The organism is Actinomyces haliotis, assembly GCF_015355765.1.
GTDB lineage: Bacteria > Actinomycetota > Actinomycetes > Actinomycetales > Actinomycetaceae > Actinomyces > Actinomyces haliotis.
Genome location: NZ_JACWNA010000015.1, coordinates 88,220 through 104,447, shown reverse-complemented (window position 1 = coordinate 104,447; position 16,228 = coordinate 88,220). Strand labels below are relative to the sequence as shown.

Sequence of the window (16,228 nt, the reverse complement as noted above, 5' to 3'; positions counted from 1 at the left end):
CAACGGACGCCTCGAACACCTCCGCGGCTCCGCCCTCGGCTTCCGCAACCTCACCCACTACATCGCCAGGTCGCTGCTCGAAGCCGGAGGGTTCAGACCCGCGCTACACCCTCGTTCGTGAAGAGCCCTCATGGAGCCCCTGTGCCCCTTCCATGCGCTGCGCGCGGGCCGGGACTACTCGCCGCTGCTGCTCCTCACCTCGACGGCGGACGACCGCGTCCACCCGGCGCACGCCCGGACGATGGCCTACCGGATGGAGGCCATGGGGCTGGACGTCTCCTACGTCGAGACGAGCGAGGGCGGGCACACCGGCACGGCCGGAGGCACGGCCCGCAAGGCGACGACGACGGCCCTCATCCACACCTTCGCCTGGAGGAACGCCGGCGAAACAGCGTCCGCGTAGCCTCCCGGCATGAGCGAGTCGATCCCCTTCTCCCCCGTGCCCGTCGACGAGGAGGGTGTCATCCACGTCTCCGCGGTCGTCCTCGCCGACGGTGCCGGCCGTGTGCTCCAGGTTCGCAAGGCGGGCACCGAGGCCTTCATGTTCCCGGGTGGGAAGCCGGAGGCCGGCGAGACCTACCTGCTCGCCGCGGTGCTGGAGGTCGCCGAGGAGACGGCGCTGACGCTCGCCCCCTCCGATCTCACCTGCCTCGGGCTGCGCCGAACGAGCGCCGCCAACGAGGAGGGCCAGGCACTGGCGGCAGCCGTCTACGCGGGGCCGGTGCTCGCGGACGACGTCGCCGCCGGCGTCACCGTGCACGACGAGATCGAGGAGCTCGCCTGGGTCTCCCCGAGCGACGTCGACGAGGAGGGCAGCTTCCCCGGCGGACGGCTGGCGCCGTTGTCAGTCGAGGTGCTGCGCGAGCGCCCCTGAGCACGTCCGCACGGTCCTCCCCGTCTGAGGCGGGCGCCGCCTGGTCCAGCAGCCGCTCGCCCGCCGGCCGTCGTGCCCGGCTCCTGGCGCACGGCAGGGCTCACGGGCGACCATGGCCCCATGAGCACCAGCACCGGCCTCGACCGTACCTCCGTCGCCCACGTCGCCACCGACCGCCCCGCTCGCTACGGCAAGCAGCTGGCAGCCCACATGAGCCACAAGATCACGACCTCGTGGGACCCCGGCACCGCCGTCGGCGAGCTCGTCTTCGACCGCTCCGGCGTCACCACCGGCGTCGTCGACCTGTCCGTCGAGGACGGTGCCCTCGTCCTCACGCTGCGCACCACGGAGGACTCGCTCGAGCGTCTCGAGTACGTCGCCGGCATCCACCTGGCGCGCTTCGGCGTCGACGACCAGCTGGCGGTCTCCTGGGTCCGCGACGACGGCAGTACCGGCACCTCGCAGGGCCCCCTCTCCCCCGAGGAGCTCGCCGAGCTCAGGGCCAAGCGCGAGGCGCGGCTCGCGCGCGAGGCCGCCGCGCAGCAGTAGGAGCGGCACGGAGCAGGGCAAGGTGCTCGCCCGCGTCGTCGTCGCGTCCTCTCCTCGTCCGGACCACCCTCCTGAATCAGGACCGTCGCAGCCACCGTCTCAGGTGGTCCAGACTCATCCAGGTGGTCCAGACTCATCCAGGTGGTCCGGATCGAGCTGCACGGCCCAGACAAAGAAGCGCTTCCGAACCCGTTCAGCTCCCGAGGTCGGTGATGTGCCCGGCCGGGTCCTGCACCTTGAGCATGAGGAGCAGCCCCGCCAGGAGCACGACGACGATCCCGAGGATGCCCCAGTAGCCGGCGCCGTCGCCGACGACCTGCTTCCCGAGCGCGATGAGGATCCCGTACATGGCCGGAGCCATGAAGGACACGGCGCGGCCCGTCGTCGCGTAGAGCCCGAAGATCTCGCCCTCTCGCCCCTCCGGGGTGAGGCGGGCGAGGAAGGAGCGCGCCGCCGACTGCGCCGGCCCGACGCAGCCGGACAGGGCCAGGCCCAGCACCCAGAAGACGGTCGGGCCGCCGTCGTGCAGGAGGAAGACGGCGACGCCGGCGACCACGAGGATCGCGAGCGCCCCCAGGATGACGCGCCTGGGACCGATGCGGTCGTCGAGGCGCCCGGAGGCGATCGTGGCGACGCCGGCGACGACGTTCGCCGCGATCGCGAAGATGATGACGTCGCCGCTGGAGAAGCCGAAGGTCGCCTGGGCGATGATGCCCCCGTAGGTGAAGACGCCGGCGAGACCGTCGCGGAAGACGGCAGCGGCGAGGAGGAACCAGAGGACCTCGGGGTGGGAGCGCCTGAGGGCGACGAGAGTGCGCCAGAGCCGCTTGTAGGAGGACCACAGGGACTCCTCGCGCACGATCCCCTCGGCGGGGTCCGCGTTCGACGGCGGCTCGTCCTCCAGGGCCGTCTGGTGGCGCTCGCGCTCGCGGTCCCGCTCGGCCTCGGTGCGCAGGGCGCGTCGGCGACGGCGCGCGCCGCGCCCGGACTGGGTGAGGAGGACCGGCAGGGCGAAGATCCCGAACCAGGCGGCGGAGACGAGCATCGAGACGCGGACGCTGAGACCGTCCGCGCTGGTGACGCCGAACCAGCCGACCTCGGGATTGATGAAGCCGACGAAGAGGATGAGGAGCAGGACGATGCCGCCGAGGTATCCCATGCCCCAGCCGAGCCCCGAGACGGCGCCGACGCGGTCCTTAGTGGTGAGGCCGGAGAGGAGGCCGTTGTAGTTGACGGAGGCGAGCTCGAAGAAGACGTTGCCGACGCTGAGAAGGATGATGCCGAGCCACAGGTAGCGCGGCTCGGGCCTCACCAGGAAGAGCGCGGCCGAGATGGCGACGACGACGGCCGTGCAGGCGCCGAGCCAGAACACGGTGCGGCCGGCGCGGTCGGCGCGCTGGCCCGTGACGGGGGCGAGGAGGGCGATGAGGACGCCGGCGACGGTGAGGCCGAGGGAGAGGGCCGACTGGTTGTCGGTCTTGTCGCCGAAGGAGGAGCCGGTGAGGTAGACGGTGAAGACGAAGGTCGTGATGACGGCGTTGAAGGCGGACGAGCCCCAGTCCCACAGGCCCCAGGCGATGACGGGGCGCGTGAGGAGGCGGCTACGGGCGCGGGCACGGACGGCATCGTCGTGAGAGGGCCCGGGAGCGGGGGTCATGGCAGTGAGCCTACGGTGCGCAGCCCGGACACGACGACGCCCGCGCCACCGGCTGGTGGCGCGGGCGTCGGCTCAGTGCGTGAGGCAGGCGGCTCAGGCCGCCTCACCGGAGGCGAGGACCTCGTCGAGCTTCTCCTCGGCCTGCTCCTCCTCGGTCTTCTGCGCGAGCGCGAGCTCGGAGACGAGGATCTGGCGGGCCTTGGAGAGCATGCGCTTCTCACCGGCGGACAGGCCGCGGTCCGTGTCGCGGCGGGACAGGTCGCGGACGACCTCGGCCACCTTGATGACGTCGCCGGAGGCGATCTTCTCCTGGTTGGCCTTGAAGCGGCGCGACCAGTTGGTGGGCTCCTCGGTGAGGGGGGCGCGAAGGACCTCGAAGACCTTCTCGAGCCCCTTCTCGTCGACGACGTCGCGGACGCCGATGAGGTCGACGCTCTCGGCGGGGACGAGGATCGTCAGGTCGCCCTGGGCGACCTCGAGCTGCAGGTAGGTCTTCTCCTCGCCGCGCACCTTGCGCTGACGGATGTCGATGATCCGGGCTGCTCCGTGGTGGGGGTAGACGACGGTCTCGCCAACTTCGAAGGTCATCAGTGAGGTCACTCCAGTCCTATGGGAAGGCACCCAGTTTATCAAGGAATCCTGCGGATGAGCCGGGGAGTTTCCTCACAGCGGCCCGTGGAGCGCGCGCCGGCTCGTGCGCCGGGACGGCCCCTCAGGCAGGGGTGACGAGCTTGTAGCCCAGACCGCGGACCGTCGTCAGCAGGGTGGGGCTGGAGGGCTCGGCCTCGACCTTGGCGCGGATGCGCTTGACGTGCACGTCGAGGGTCTTGGTGTCCCCCACGTAGTCGGCGCCCCAGACGCGGTCGATGATCTGGCCGCGGGTGAGGACCCGGTCGGGGTTGCGCATGAAGAGCTCGAGAAGCTCGAACTCGCGCAGGGGCATCTGGATGTGCTCTCCGCCGACCGTGACCTCGTGGCGCTCGACGTCCATGGTGACGCGACCCGCCTCGAGGAGCGTCTCGGCCGGCTCCTCCTCGTGGGTGCGGCGCAGGACGGCGTGCACGCGGGCGATGAGCTCGCGGTAGGAGTACGGCTTGGTGACGTAGTCGTCCGCGCCGATCTCGAGACCGACGATCTTGTCGACCTCGGAGTCCTTGGCGGTGAGCATGATGACCGGGACGTTCGAGCTACGGCGGATGCGGCGGCAGACCTCCGTGCCGGACAGGCGCGGGAGCATGAGGTCGAGCAGGACGAGGTCGATGGCGTCGCCCTCGGAGGACCCGGCGCTCTCGAAGGCGTCCACGGCCGCCTGGCCGTCCTCGGCCTCGACGACGTCGAATCCGTCGCGGCGCAGGTTGAAGGCAAGCGGCTCGCGATAGTTCTCCTCGTCCTCGACGAGCAGGATGCGGGTCATCGGGTGGTTCCTTCCACGGTGCGGTGCTGGGCCGGGGACGCGGCGAGAGCCGCGACGGGGGCGTCGTCGGTGCGGGCGACGACGTCACCCGCCTCCTCACGGTCCCCGGTCCCGGGGGCCGTCTGGGGCTCCGGGGTCCGGAGCCTGGGCAGGACGAGGGTGAAGGTGGAGCCGCGGCCGGGAGTCGACCAGAGCTCGACCGTGCCGCCGTGGTCGGCGGCGACGTGCTTGACGATGGACAGGCCCAGGCCCGTGCCGCCGGTGGCGCGGGAGCGGGCCTTGTCGACGCGGTAGAAGCGCTCGAAGACGCGCTCCTGATCCTCCTTGGCGATGCCGATGCCCTGGTCGACGACGGCGATGCGGACGAGGTCGGCGTCCTGGGGGTCGACGCTCACGCCGACGCTCACGCGGGTGCGCGGGTCGGAGTAGCGGATGGCGTTGCCGAGGAGGTTGCGGACCGCGGTCGCGATGAGGCCGGCGTCGCCGCGCACGTGCAGGCCCTTGGTGCCGCCGGAGACGACCGTGATGCCACCGGCCTCGGCCTCGACGCGGACGCGGTCGACGGACTCGGCGACGACGGCGTCGATGTCGACGTCCTCGGGGCTGGCGAGGGCGTCGCCCTCCTGGAGGCGGGAGAGCTCGATGATCTCCTGGACGAGGAGGCCGAGGCGGTCGGACTCCTTGTGCATGCGTCCGGCGAAGTCGCGGACGAAGTCGGCGTCGTCGGCGTTGGACTCGATGGTCTCGGCCAGCAGGCTGATGGCGCCCACGGGGGTCTTGAGCTCGTGGGAGATGTTGGCGACGAAGTCGCGGCGGGTGTCGTCGAGGCGCTTCTCCGCGGTCCGGTCCTCGATGAGGATGAGGATCCGGCCGCGCCCGATCCCGGCCACCCGCACGTGCAGGTAGAACTGGCCGGCTCCGGCGACCCTCCCGCGGGCCACGGCGAGGTCGGCGTCCTCGGCGACGCCGGAGGCGCGGACGCGGGCGACCATCGCGGCAACCTGCGCCTCCTGGACCGAGTCGTCGCGGACGATGTTGTAGGTGTAAGCGCTGGCAGAGGCGCGCAGGACCTCGTCGTCCTCGTCGAGGACGACGACGGTGGAGCGCAGGGCAGCGAGCACGGGGATGGCGCCGTCGTCGCCCATGAGGCCGGTGACCGCGGGCGCGGCCGAGCGGCGCCGGTCGCGCTCGCCCAGGCCGAAGGCCAGCCCCGCCGCGGTGCCGACGGCGACACCCACGAGGGCGACGACGATCAGCAGCCAGGTGGTTCCCACGCGGGACACACTAGGTGCTGCGCACCGCGCATAGCGAGCCCGGATGCCCCAGAATGGCGAGCGTTCACCGACCATGTCCGCCCACGACGCCGAGCGTTCACCTTGGTCCCCCATGCTGAGCCCGTCATGCGGCCTGAGCAGGCCCGTGCGGCGCCCGGGACCGGGCAGGGGACCGCGCGCCGCGCACCGCCGGGCAGGACATCGAATCCCACCAGTCAGGAGCCGCCTCGTGCGCGACATCTTCAACCAGGAGCTCAAGCAGCTGGGCTCCGACCTCGAGACCATGTCCTCGCAGGTCGCCACCGCCATCGAGCGCGCGGCGGAGTCCCTGCGCAACGGCGACATCATCGTCGCCGAGCAGGTCATCGACGCCGACGAGCGCATCAACGACCTCCAGCGCGACATCGACGACCTGTGCGTCATGCTGCTGGCCCGTCAGCAGCCGGTCGCCTCCGACCTGCGCAACGTCATCTCCGCGCTGCGCATGGCGCAGACCCTCGAGCGCCAGGGCGACCTCGCCCGTCACGTCGCCTCCATCGCCCGCGGCCGCTACCCCGAGCCCCCGGTCCCCGAGCCCGTCCTCGGCCTCATCCTCGAGATGGCGGACCAGGCCGTGAAGGCGGGCCGGGACGTCGCCGAGCTCGTCCGCACCCGCGACCTCGACCTCGCCCAGCGCATCCAGGCCAACGACTCCGCCCTGGACGAGCTGCACCGCCGCTCCTTCCAGATGATCCTCGACCCGGCCAACGAGCTGAGTCGCCAGCAGGTCGTCGACGCCGTCCTCATGGGGCGGTTCCTCGAGCGCTTCGGCGACCACTCCACCTCGGTGGCCCGCCGCGTGTCCTACCTCGTCTCCGGCGCCCAGGTGCCCGAGACCCACGACGACGAGGACGCCGACGCGCTCCACTGAGCACCTCTCCGCCGGCACGGCACCGCCCCGCGACCGTTGAGGCCGCGGGGCGCTTCACGTCCCCGATCCCGTGGGCACCACGGCGCCCCGGGCTCCGCGAGGGAGCCCGGGGCGCCGGTGCGTCAGCGGACGGAGGACCGCCCGGTCAGACGGGGAGCGTCAGAGGACGCTCACTTGCCCTGGTTGGCGACGGCGTCGATCTTCGCCTGAGCGTCGGGGTCGAGGTAGGTGCCGCCCTTCTTGATGGGCTTGAGGGTCTCCTCGTCGAGCTCGTAGACGAGCGGGATGCCGGTCGGGATGTTGACGCCGGCGATGTCCTCGTCGGAGATGTCGTCGAGGTACTTGACGATCGCACGCAGCGAGTTGCCGTGGGCGCCGATCATGACGGTCTTGCCGGTCTTGATGGCCGGGGCGAGCGTGGACTCCCAGTAGGGCATGAAGCGGGCGATGACGTCCTTGAGGCACTCGGAGCCGGGGACCTCCTCGGTGTAGCGCTCGTCGGCGTCCTGGGAGAACTCGGAGCCCTTCTCGATGGCCGGCGGGGCGACGTCGAAGGAGCGGCGCCAGAGCATGAACTGCTCCTCGCCGTACTCGTCGCGGATCTCCTTCTTGTTCTTGCCCTGCAGGGCGCCGTAGTGGCGCTCGTTGAGGCGCCAGGAGCGCTCGACCGGGATCCAGAGGCGGTCGGCCGCGTCGAGGGCGTAGTGCGCGGTGTTGATGGCGCGGCGCAGGAGCGAGGTGAAGAGGAGCTCCGGCTTGACGTCGTTCTCCTTGAGGAGCTCGCCGGCGTGCTTGGCCTCCTCAACGCCCTTGGCGGAGAGCGGCACGTCCACCCATCCGGTGAAGAGGTTCTTCTGGTTCCATTCGCTCTCGCCGTGGCGGAGCAGTACGAGGGTGTAAGCCATGCCCCTCATTGTGCCGTACCCGCCCGGGCACGTCCAAGCCCCTCGGTCCCAGACGCGGGTCGGGACCGGGGGCTCGGCGACAGGGAGTCATCGACGACGCTTAGAGCCGCTCAGTGCGCGGCCTCGTAGGCCTCACGGACCTCGGCGGAGATGCGACCGCGGTCGGAGACCTCGAGGCCCTGCTCGCGGGCCCACTCGCGGATGCGCTGGGTCTCGCCGGAGGACGAGGCTCCTGCGGCGCGACGACGGCCCGAGGAGCGACGGCCGGCGGTGCGGCGGGCCTTGCTCGTCCACTCCTCGAAGGACTCGCGCAGGGCGGCGGCGTGCTCGTCGTTGAGGTCGATCTCGTAGGAGACGCCGTCGAGGGCGAAGGTGATCGTCTGGGTGGCCTCGGAGCCGTCGACGTCGTCCACGAGAATGACCTGGGTCTTCTGCGCCATGGTGCTCATTTCCTTGTACGTTCTTCTCACCCCCGGCCCCTGAAGCACGGAGGATTTCACGACGAATGCTAACGGCGATCGTCAAATGACGCAACAATGCGCGACGGAATTCACCCGAGAATATGTTCCTGGAGTGTCAGCGAGACGGAATCCGTTCGGACGCCACACGGCGGAGACAGACACGGCGGAGACACGGCTGAGAAGCAGGAAATGCCGACGCCGTCACCGCATTCGTCGAATCCGCGCGGGCGGTACGTCCCCCGCCCCTCGACCAGCCCTCGACCAGGGCGACACCCTTCTCGGCGCCCCGGCCCGGCCCGCGCACCCGGAGCGCTCCGAGAAGGCGAGAACCGGCAGGCCCCATCGGGTCCTGCCGGTTCCTACTCTCCGAGCCACCTGTGGGAATCGAACCCACGACCTATTCATTACGAGTGAATCGCTCTGCCGACTGAGCTAAGGTGGCACGCCGCGTAAGCAGCGGGCCACACGCTACCGGTCCACTGGCCGAGCGCGCAAACGCTCACGACGGCCTCCCCTCGTGGTCCTGGACACAACGGGCACCGAACGGCCCGCCGCGGCACCTGGGCCGGCTCGGCTCCGCACGGGCAGCCCCACCGCCACCGGCGGCCACGACGTCAGGACCCGGCCTGCACGTCCTCCCAGCAGGCCCCCGCTGGGACCTCCGCTCCTGGCGCGAAACCTCCCTCTTGCTACCGTCAGCGCGTCACGGTGCCGCGTCCCGCGGTCCCTCGACCCCACCTCCTGAGACCGACGGCGGCCACGCGAACCCGCCGTGCCGTCACCCCCCAGAAGGTCGGGCCGCCCCTCGTCATGAAGGAACACCCCATGTCGACCCTCCGCCCCCCGTCACCGTCCGGGCCCGGCAACGGCGCCGCGGCAGGCGCGAACGTCAACCGCATCGCCAACACCGTCGCCGCAGCGGGCCCAGCCCCGCACCAGGACCGCGGCGACGCCGGCTACGACAAGGCCCTCAAGAACCGTCACCTGCAGATGATCGCCATCGGCGGCTCCATCGGCACCGGGCTCTTCCTCGGTGCCGGTGGGCGCCTGGCCCAGGGCGGCCCCGGCCTCGCGCTCGCCTACGCGGTGTGCGGCTGCTTCGCCTTCCTCATGGTGCGCGCGCTCGGCGAGCTCGCCATCCGCCGCCCCTCCTCGGGCGCCTTCGTCTCCTACGCCCGCGAGTTCCTCGGTGAGAAGGGCGCCTACGTCACCGGCTGGTTCTTCTTCCTGGACTGGTCCGTCACCGTCATGGCCGACATCACCGCCGTCGCCCTCTACCTGCACTACTGGAGCGCCTTCAAGGTCATCCCGCAGTGGATCCTCGCGCTCATCGCCCTCGCCCTCGTCTTCACCCTCAACATGCTCAACGTGAAGATGTTCGGCGAGGCGGAGTTCTGGTTCGCGCTCATCAAGGTCACCGCGATCCTCGCCTTCATGGTCATCGCGATCTGGGCGATCGTCACCGGCCACGCCGTGGGCTCCTCCACCGCCGGCTTCCACAACATCACGGACAACGGCGGCTTCTTCCCCGAGGGCCTGCCCGCCGTCTTCGCCCTCACCCTGGGCGTCGTCTTCGCCTTCGGCGGCACCGAGATGGTCGGCGTCGCCGCCGGCGAGGCCAAGGACGCCGTCAAGGTCCTGCCCAAGGCCATCAACTCGATGATCGTGCGCATCTTCGTCTTCTACGTCGGCTCCGTCATCCTCATGGCGCTCGTGCTCCCCTACACGGCGTACTCCTCGAACGAGTCGCCCTTCGTCACCTTCTTCTCCGGCATCGGCATCCCGCACGCCGGCGACGTCATCCAGGTCGTCGTCCTCACGGCGGCCCTGTCCTCCCTCAACGCCGGCCTCTACGCCACGGGCCGCACCCTGCGCTCCATGGCCGTCGCCGGCGAGGCCCCGAAGGTCGCCGCGAGCCTCAACAAGAACCACGTGCCCGCCGCGGCCATCACGATCACCTCGGCCCTCGGCCTCATCGGCGTCGCCCTCAACGCCTTCCTCGCCGACGACGCCTTCGAGATCGTCATGAACCTCGCCGGCATCGGCATCGCCGGGACCTGGGCCGCGATCCTCGTGACCCACCTGGCCTTCCTCAAGAAGGTCAAGGCCGGCCAGGAGGCCCGCCCCGCCTACAAGATGCCCGGCGCGCCCTTCACGAGCTACCTCTCGCTCGCGTTCTTCGCGATCGTCGTCCTGTCCAACCTCACCTCGGCCTCCGGGCGCTGGACGCTGGCGCTCTTCGCCCTCGTCCTCATCCTCATGGTGGCCGGCTGGTACGCCGTTCGCGGCCGTATCCGCGGCGACCTCCTCGACGAGGTCATCGACGCCTCCTGAGGCGGCCCCCCGCCCTGCGGCGGGCGCCGTCGTCACCCCACAGGGACCCGACGACGGCGCCCGCGGCGCAGCAGCCCCTAGGGGCACGTCCCAGCGATACGTCCAGCGACACCGCCGCCCAGCACCCTCACCGACACGAACACAGGAGGAACCGTGCGCGTCCACGTCACCTACACCGGCGGCACCATCGGCATGGTCGACTCGCCCCACGGGCTCGTCCCCGGAGCCGACCTCGAGGGATGGCTCGCGAACCTCGTCGACGGCACTGACCTTGGCAGCGGCCTCAGCCTCACGGCGCTCGACCCGCTCATCGACTCCTCGAACGCCACGCCGGAGTCCTGGCAGGCGATCATCGGCGACCTGCGCCGCCACCACGCCGAGGACCCGGAGCAGGCCTTCGTCGTCCTCCACGGCACCGACACGATGGCCTACACCTCGGCCGCGCTGTCCTACGCCCTCACCGACCTCGGCGCCCCCGTCGTCATCACCGGCTCACAGCTCCCCCTCGGTCTCGTCGGCTCCGACGCCGCCCCCAACGTCACCGGGGCCCTCCGCGCCGCGACGAGCGGCCAGATCGACGGCGTCAGCCTGTTCTTCGGGCACCGCCTCCTGGCCGGCAACCGGGCGACCAAGACGAGCTCGTGGGCCTTCAAGGGCTTCGACTCGCCCAACGTCGCGCCGCTCGCCATGACGGGCGCGCCGTGGCAGTGGTCGCCGCGCCCCGAGCCTGGCTGCGGCTGGGCCGACGCGAAGCCGTACCAGCGCCACGACGTCGTCGTCATCGACCTCGCCCCCGGCATCACGACCGCGCGCCTGCACGCCATGCTCACCCCCCTGCCCGACGCCGTCGTCCTGCGGGCCTTCGGCGTCGGCAACGTGCCGAGCGAGGAGCCGGGCCTCACCGAGCTCATCGAGGAGGTCATCGGGGCCGGGGTCGCCGTCGTCGTCACCTCGCAGTGCCACGAGGCGGAGGTGCTCCTGGGCCACTACGAGGCCGGGGACGCGATCGCCCGCGCCGGCGCCATCGGCAACCGCGACATGACGCTGGAGGCGACCTACGCGAAGGTCCAGTTCCTCCTGTCCCAGGGGCTGCGCGGCGCCGAGCTGAGCGCCCAGATGGGCCGCAGCATCGCCGGGGAGCTCACCGAGTCCCGCGGCTGACCACGCGTCCTCGCGCGCGACGACGCCCCGGGCGCCCCGCGGCTCCCGGGGCGTCGTTGCGTCCGATCGTCGACTCGACCGTGCCGCGGGCTCGGCAGCTCGGCCGGTCCGCGGGCTCAGTGCTGAGCCTGCGCGCGCGAGGCGGTTGGTTCCGCGCGCCCAGCCCGTTCCGGCCGACCCCGACGGCTACTTCGAGCCCTCGCAGGTCTTGCCCTCCTCGGGCAGCTGACCGGCGAGGAGGTAGGAGTCGACGGCGTTCGTCACGCAGTCCCCGGCGCGTCCGTAGGCCGTGTGCCCCTCGCCCTTCCAGGTGAGCAGGTGGCCAGAGTCCAGCTGCTTCGCGAGGCTCTGGGCCCAGGCGTAGGGCGTGGCCGGGTCGCCGGTCGTCCCCACGACGAGGATCGGGGCGGCACCGGCGGCGTCGATCTTCTCGCGCGTTCGGGTGGACCTGTGCCCCCAGGCCTTGCAGAAGAGGTCGGAGTAGCCCAGGTCCGCACCGAAGGTCGGGGAGGCCTTCTCGAGCTTCGTCTCCTCCTCGTTCCACTCCGCGGCGTCACCCTCGACGGGGTAGTCGAGGCAGTTGATCGCGTTGATGACCTCGTCGCCGTTGCCGGAGTAGCTGCCGTCCTTGTTGCGAGAGGCGAAGACGTCGGACACGTAGAGCAGCGTCGAGCCGTCGTCCTGGTTCATCGCCTGGTCGAGGCCCTGGCTGAGGACCGACCAGGACTCCGACTGGTAGAGCACGCCGAGCACGGCGTCCTGCGCCAGCGCGTACGTGAGCGGGCGGTTCTCGTCCGAGGTGGGGATGGGCGTCGTGCGCGTCGACTCGAGGAAGTCGCGGACCTGCTTGACACCGTCGTCGACGCTGCCGCTCAGGGGGCAGTCCTTGCCGGCCTGGCAGTCCTTGACGTAGGCGCGCAGCGCCGCCTCGAAGCCCTTGGCCTGCCCGAGGGTGAGCTCGGCCGCGGACAGGCTCGGGTCAATGGCGCCGTCCAGGACGAGGCGGCCCACGTTGCCGGGGAAGAGCTCGGCGTAGGTGGCGCCAAGGTACGTGCCGTAGGACAAGCCGAGGTACGTCAGGGCGCTCTGGCCCTCGACGGCGCGCATGACGTCGAGGTCCTTGGCGGCCGAGACGGTGTCGATGTGGTCGAGCAGCGCGGCCGGCCTCGTGCGCGACTCGCACTTCTTCTCGAGGCCGCTCGCGAAGTCGGCGACGTCGGCCTGCGCGGCCGCGTCGCTCGTCTCCTCGGCGACGGGGGTCTCGTCGTCGCCGGCGCGCTCGGCGTCGAGCTCGGCGTCGGTGAGGCAGTCGACGGCCGTGGAGTATCCGACGCCGCGGGGGTCGAAGCCGACGACGTCGTAGCTCTTGAGGAGGGTGTCGGAGAAGTAGCCCTCGGCCGACTGGACGAGGTCGACGCCGGAGCCCCCGGGCCCGCCCGGGTTGATGAAGAGGGTGCCGACGGCGTCGCCGCCGGTCGCGGCCCGCTTCTTCATGGCGATCTTGATCGTCCGGCCCGAGGGGGCGGCGTAGTCGAGCGGGACCTCGATGGTCGCGCAGGTGAAGCCCTTGGCGTCCGAGGTGGAGGACCTCGTCATCCCGGCGTCGGGCCCGCAGGGGTACCAGGAGGCCTTCTGCGCGTAGAAGCGGGCGAGCTCCGCGGGCACGGTGGCCGTGGCGGAGGCCGTCGCGGCGGTGGCCGCGGGGACCGCGCTTCCGGAGCCGGTGGCGCCGCCCGACTGGCAGCCGACGAGGGCGAGGGCGGACACGAGCGCGGCCCCGACGGCCGCGAGCGCCCGGGCGCGCCGACGGGCGAGGTGGGTGAGGCGTGAGGACTCGGGGATGATCACGTGGGCAGCCTACGGGTCAGCGCTCCACGGGGGCACTCCTCCGCCCGGCGGAGGACAGGGACCCGGTTCAGGCGGCGTCGGGACGGACGTAGCCTCGGGCGGTCACCCAGGCCCAGACGGCGTCCATGTTCTCGGTGACGGCGCCGACCGCGTCGCCGCCTCAGCGCACCCTCAGCCCCGATCCCCAGCCGGAGACCTGCGTCAGGGGATCGCCACCAGCTTGCGGTTGGGGATACCTGAGACGGGTGCGTCGACCATGATCCACGCCTGCGCCTCACCCACGGGCGTGGAAGCCACGCCGGGAGCACCTGGGCCGCCGTGCGGTGCGAGACCGATGACGCGCAGCTCCTCACGCGATCCCGGCCACGGGACGCGACGGGTGCGGAAGGCGGTGCGCATGATGATTCCCTCGGGCCCCATGACGGCGCGCTCGCGGGCGAGACGGAGCACGAACCACCCCGCGATCAAGGTGATGGCGAGGAAGGGCGCTGCATCGCCGGAGACGCGCTCGAGCACGCAGACGGCGGCGAGACCGGTGGTGAGGACCCCGAGGACAGCGAGCGGGATCACCCGCCACGCCTGGGCGCTCAGGACGAGGCGGCGTCCGTCCGCGGTCTCGCGGGCACGGGCCGGGAGCCGGGGGCCCGGGCGCACGGCCGGGCAGGCGGCCGGGTCACCAGGGGCGCCGTCGACGCCGATCCGCGTGGGCACGGCGCTCAGGCCTGGGGGCGCAGCTGCACCATGAGGGACTCGACGGCGAGCAGCGGCGCCGCGTTGGAGCGCAGGCGCACACGGCACTCCTCGATGGCCGCGATCCGGGCGAGCGACTGGTCCGGTCGCGTGCTGCGGGCCGCCTGGTCCACCGCGTCGCCCAGGTCGACGTTGACGCGGTCGACGTCGGAGCCCATCTGCGTGGCGAGCACGTCCCGGTAGAAGGAGAGGAGGTCGATCATGGCGCGGTCGAGGACGTCGGTGCGGGCGCGCTTGGCCCGGCGCTTCTGGTCCTCCTCGAGCTGGCGGACCTGGGCGCGCAGGGCCGGAGGCACCTTCGTCTCCCCCTCCATCCCGAGGGCTCGCATGAGCTCCGCCCGCTCGCGGGCGTCGCGCTCGGTGGTGGCGTCCTTGGCCTCCGCCTCCGCGTTGTCGACGAGCTCGGCGGCCGCGAGGACGGCGTCGCCGACGCTGCGGAGGGAGACTGGGGCGAGGAGCAGCCGACGGCGGCGCTCCCAGGCGCCGGGATCCGTGGCGAGGTGACGGGCCAGCCCGATGTGGGACTGGCTGGCCCGGGCGGCGCGGGCCGCGAGCTCCGGCTCGGCTCCGTCGCGGCGCACGAGGAGCTCGGCGACGGCGTCGGCCGACGGGATCCGCAGGGTGACGAGGCGGCAGCGGGAGCGGATGGTCGGCAGGACGTCGTCGGCGGACGGGGTGCACAGGACCCAGACGGTCTGCGGCGGGGGCTCCTCGATGGACTTGAGGAGGACATTGGTGGTGCGCTCGGCCATGCGATCCGCGTCCTCGATGAGGATGACGCGCCAGCGTCCGGTCCAGGGACGGCGCTGCGCCTCCCCGATGAGCTCCTTGACCTCGTCCATGGTGATGATGAGGCGCTCGGTGGCGAGGCGGACGACGTCGGGGTGGGTGCCCTTCATGACGTCGCGGCAGGCCTTGCACTCGCCGCAGCCCGGCACGGGACCGGTGCACTCGAGAGCGGCGGCGAAGGCCCTGGCGGCGTTGGAGCGGCCCGAGCCGGGCGGGCCGGTGACGAGCCACGCGTGGGTCATGGCGGAGCCGTCGTCGTGGGCGGCGCGCGACTCGGCGCCGGCGTCCACGGCCCCAGTGCCGTCAGTGGCGCCAGTGACGCCCACGACGGCGCCCGGCCCGGTCTCGCGGGCCTCGGCGAGGGCCCGGGCGGAGCGGGCGGCCGTCTGGAAGGTCTCGACGACCCGCTCCTGGCCGACGACGTCGTCCCAGACGCTCATCCGTCGAGCTCCGAGACGTGCAGGGCCGGGTAGCGGCGCAGGACGGCCTCGCGCACGGCGGCGGCGGGAGAGTCCGCCTCCACCGCGGAGGACCCGGCAGCGTCCTCGCCGCGCAGGCCGTCGCCCCGACGCGCGACGAGGCGGGCGACGTTGACGGCGACGAGACGGGCGACGGTCTCGAGGTCCTGCTCGGCGTCGATGACGACGAAGCGCTCCGGCTCGAGTGCGGCGAGCGCGAGGAACTCCTCGCGCAGGGCCTGGTGGAAGGCGCCGGGCTCGCGCTCGAGGCGGTCCTTCCCCCCGCGGGCCGTCCGGCGGCGCTCGGCGAGGCCGGGCTCGGCGTCGAGGAGGATGGTGAGGTCCGGCAGGAGCCCGTCGGTGGCCCACAGGGAGAGGTCGCGGACCTCGCCGGGGCCGAGGTCCCGCGCGGCGCCCTGGTAGGCGACGGAGGAGTCGAGGTAGCGGTCGGAGATGACGACGCTGCCTGCCTCGAGGGCGGGGCGGACCTTGGTGGTGACGTGGTGGGCGCGGTCCGCGGCGTAGAGGAGGGCCTCGGCGCGCGGGTCGACGTGGCCGCCGTCGAGGAGGAGCCGGCGGATCTCCGTGCCGAGCTCGGTGCCGCCGGGCTCGCGGGTGCGCACGTACTCGAGGTGCGCGGCCACGAGGAGGGTGGCGAGGCGGTCGATCTGGGTGGACTTGCCGACGCCGTCGCCGCCCTCGAAGGTGATGAACAGGCCCGGGCGGGGCGCGTCGTCGACCTGGGCGGGGACCGGGGCGGGGGGCGTCGGAGTCACGTGGCCAGGGTAGCGGTGCCGTACGACGCGAACGGGGCCCGCCCCCAATCCGCTGGGAACGTGCCTGC

Annotated in this window: 16 protein-coding genes and 1 tRNA gene; 6 read left to right on the top strand and 11 right to left on the bottom strand. The window is 72.0% G+C overall.

Annotation, left to right across the window (positions count from 1 at the left end):
- The first annotated feature begins 130 nt into the window (after window positions 1–130).
- The 3 genes from IXW69_RS07990 (at window position 131) to IXW69_RS07980 (ending at window position 1,423) form a co-directional block, all read left to right on the top strand.
- Entirely contained in the window at window positions 131–403 is a 273-nt protein-coding gene (locus IXW69_RS07990) for a prolyl oligopeptidase family serine peptidase (protein WP_194785810.1), read from the top strand.
- 9 nt (window positions 404–412) lie between these two features.
- The gene (locus IXW69_RS07985) at window positions 413–874 is read left to right on the top strand and encodes an NUDIX hydrolase (protein ID WP_194785809.1); all 462 of its coding nucleotides are present in this window, start codon (window positions 413–415) and stop codon (window positions 872–874) included.
- Between the two features lie 120 nt (window positions 875–994).
- A complete protein-coding gene (locus tag IXW69_RS07980) occupies window positions 995–1,423 on the top strand; it encodes a DUF2218 domain-containing protein (RefSeq protein ID WP_194785808.1) in 429 nt (142 codons plus the stop codon).
- Between the two features lie 193 nt (window positions 1,424–1,616).
- Here the strand turns inward: IXW69_RS07980 and IXW69_RS07975 are convergent, their stop codons facing one another.
- From IXW69_RS07975 to IXW69_RS07960, 4 genes are all read right to left on the bottom strand, one after another.
- Window positions 1,617–3,080, bottom strand: coding sequence for an MFS transporter (locus tag IXW69_RS07975; RefSeq protein ID WP_194785807.1), 1,464 nt, complete (start codon window positions 3,078–3,080; stop codon window positions 1,617–1,619).
- A gap of 93 nt (window positions 3,081–3,173) precedes the next feature.
- Entirely contained in the window at window positions 3,174–3,668 is a 495-nt protein-coding gene (locus IXW69_RS07970; protein WP_194785806.1) for a CarD family transcriptional regulator, read from the bottom strand.
- Window positions 3,669–3,792: 124 nt separating this feature from the next.
- Window positions 3,793–4,494, bottom strand: coding sequence for a response regulator transcription factor (locus tag IXW69_RS07965; RefSeq protein ID WP_194785805.1), 702 nt, complete (start codon window positions 4,492–4,494; stop codon window positions 3,793–3,795).
- Entirely contained in the window at window positions 4,491–5,768 is a 1,278-nt protein-coding gene (locus IXW69_RS07960; protein ID WP_194785804.1) for a sensor histidine kinase, read from the bottom strand. Before IXW69_RS07960 ends, IXW69_RS07965 begins: the two co-directional genes overlap by 4 nt.
- Before the next feature lie 229 nt (window positions 5,769–5,997).
- On the opposite strand from IXW69_RS07960, the gene phoU reads away from it, so the two are divergent.
- A complete protein-coding gene (gene phoU, locus IXW69_RS07955) occupies window positions 5,998–6,678 on the top strand; it encodes a phosphate signaling complex protein PhoU (RefSeq protein WP_194785803.1) in 681 nt (226 codons plus the stop codon).
- A 170-nt stretch (window positions 6,679–6,848) separates the two neighbouring features.
- On the opposite strand, the gene IXW69_RS07950 is transcribed toward phoU, so the two are convergent.
- The 3 genes from IXW69_RS07950 to IXW69_RS07940 form a co-directional block, all read right to left on the bottom strand.
- On the bottom strand, window positions 6,849–7,583 hold the full coding sequence (locus IXW69_RS07950) for a phosphoglyceromutase (protein ID WP_194785802.1): 735 nt from the start codon (window positions 7,581–7,583) through the stop codon (window positions 6,849–6,851).
- Window positions 7,584–7,693: 110 nt separating this feature from the next.
- Window positions 7,694–8,023, bottom strand: a complete 330-nt coding sequence (locus IXW69_RS07945) for a histone-like nucleoid-structuring protein Lsr2 (RefSeq protein WP_194785801.1) — start codon at window positions 8,021–8,023, stop codon at window positions 7,694–7,696.
- A 390-nt stretch (window positions 8,024–8,413) separates the two neighbouring features.
- Window positions 8,414–8,486: transfer RNA gene (locus tag IXW69_RS07940), tRNA-Thr, on the bottom strand.
- 548 nt (window positions 8,487–9,034) lie between these two features.
- Between IXW69_RS07940 and IXW69_RS07935 the strand changes: the two genes are divergently transcribed.
- Together IXW69_RS07935 and IXW69_RS07930 are read left to right on the top strand one after the other, a co-directional pair.
- Window positions 9,035–10,378 (top strand): amino acid permease, encoded by a 1,344-nt coding sequence (locus IXW69_RS07935; protein ID WP_228525097.1) that lies wholly within the window; start codon window positions 9,035–9,037, stop codon window positions 10,376–10,378.
- A gap of 153 nt (window positions 10,379–10,531) precedes the next feature.
- Entirely contained in the window at window positions 10,532–11,539 is a 1,008-nt protein-coding gene (locus tag IXW69_RS07930) for an asparaginase (protein ID WP_194785799.1), read from the top strand.
- 186 nt (window positions 11,540–11,725) lie between these two features.
- Here IXW69_RS07930 and IXW69_RS07925 read toward each other — a convergent pair whose 3' ends face one another.
- From IXW69_RS07925 to tmk, 4 genes are all read right to left on the bottom strand, one after another.
- On the bottom strand, window positions 11,726–13,387 hold the full coding sequence (locus IXW69_RS07925) for an alpha/beta hydrolase (RefSeq protein ID WP_323745238.1): 1,662 nt from the start codon (window positions 13,385–13,387) through the stop codon (window positions 11,726–11,728).
- Between the two features lie 201 nt (window positions 13,388–13,588).
- Entirely contained in the window at window positions 13,589–14,098 is a 510-nt protein-coding gene (locus IXW69_RS07920; RefSeq protein WP_194785798.1) for a hypothetical protein, read from the bottom strand.
- 5 nt (window positions 14,099–14,103) lie between these two features.
- A complete protein-coding gene (locus IXW69_RS07915) occupies window positions 14,104–15,366 on the bottom strand; it encodes a DNA polymerase III subunit delta' (RefSeq protein ID WP_194785797.1) in 1,263 nt (420 codons plus the stop codon).
- Window positions 15,363–16,160, bottom strand: coding sequence for a dTMP kinase (tmk, locus tag IXW69_RS07910; RefSeq protein ID WP_194785796.1), 798 nt, complete (start codon window positions 16,158–16,160; stop codon window positions 15,363–15,365). The genes IXW69_RS07915 and tmk overlap by 4 nt, the downstream gene beginning before the upstream one ends.
- Window positions 16,161–16,228: the final 68 nt, after the last annotated feature.

Coding starts and splice junctions, on each gene's coding strand:
- IXW69_RS07990 (WP_194785810.1), top strand. CDS start 131: ATGGAGCCCCTGTGCCCCTTCCATGCGCTGCGCGCGGGCCGGGACTAC.
- IXW69_RS07985 (WP_194785809.1), top strand. CDS start 413: ATGAGCGAGTCGATCCCCTTCTCCCCCGTGCCCGTCGACGAGGAGGGT.
- IXW69_RS07980 (WP_194785808.1), top strand. CDS start 995: ATGAGCACCAGCACCGGCCTCGACCGTACCTCCGTCGCCCACGTCGCC.
- IXW69_RS07975 (WP_194785807.1), bottom strand. CDS start 3,080: ATGACCCCCGCTCCCGGGCCCTCTCACGACGATGCCGTCCGTGCCCGC.
- IXW69_RS07970 (WP_194785806.1), bottom strand. CDS start 3,668: ATGACCTTCGAAGTTGGCGAGACCGTCGTCTACCCCCACCACGGAGCA.
- IXW69_RS07965 (WP_194785805.1), bottom strand. CDS start 4,494: ATGACCCGCATCCTGCTCGTCGAGGACGAGGAGAACTATCGCGAGCCG.
- IXW69_RS07950 (WP_194785802.1), bottom strand. CDS start 7,583: ATGGCTTACACCCTCGTACTGCTCCGCCACGGCGAGAGCGAATGGAAC.
- IXW69_RS07945 (WP_194785801.1), bottom strand. CDS start 8,023: ATGGCGCAGAAGACCCAGGTCATTCTCGTGGACGACGTCGACGGCTCC.
- IXW69_RS07935 (WP_228525097.1), top strand. CDS start 9,035: ATGATCGCCATCGGCGGCTCCATCGGCACCGGGCTCTTCCTCGGTGCC.
- IXW69_RS07915 (WP_194785797.1), bottom strand. CDS start 15,366: ATGAGCGTCTGGGACGACGTCGTCGGCCAGGAGCGGGTCGTCGAGACC.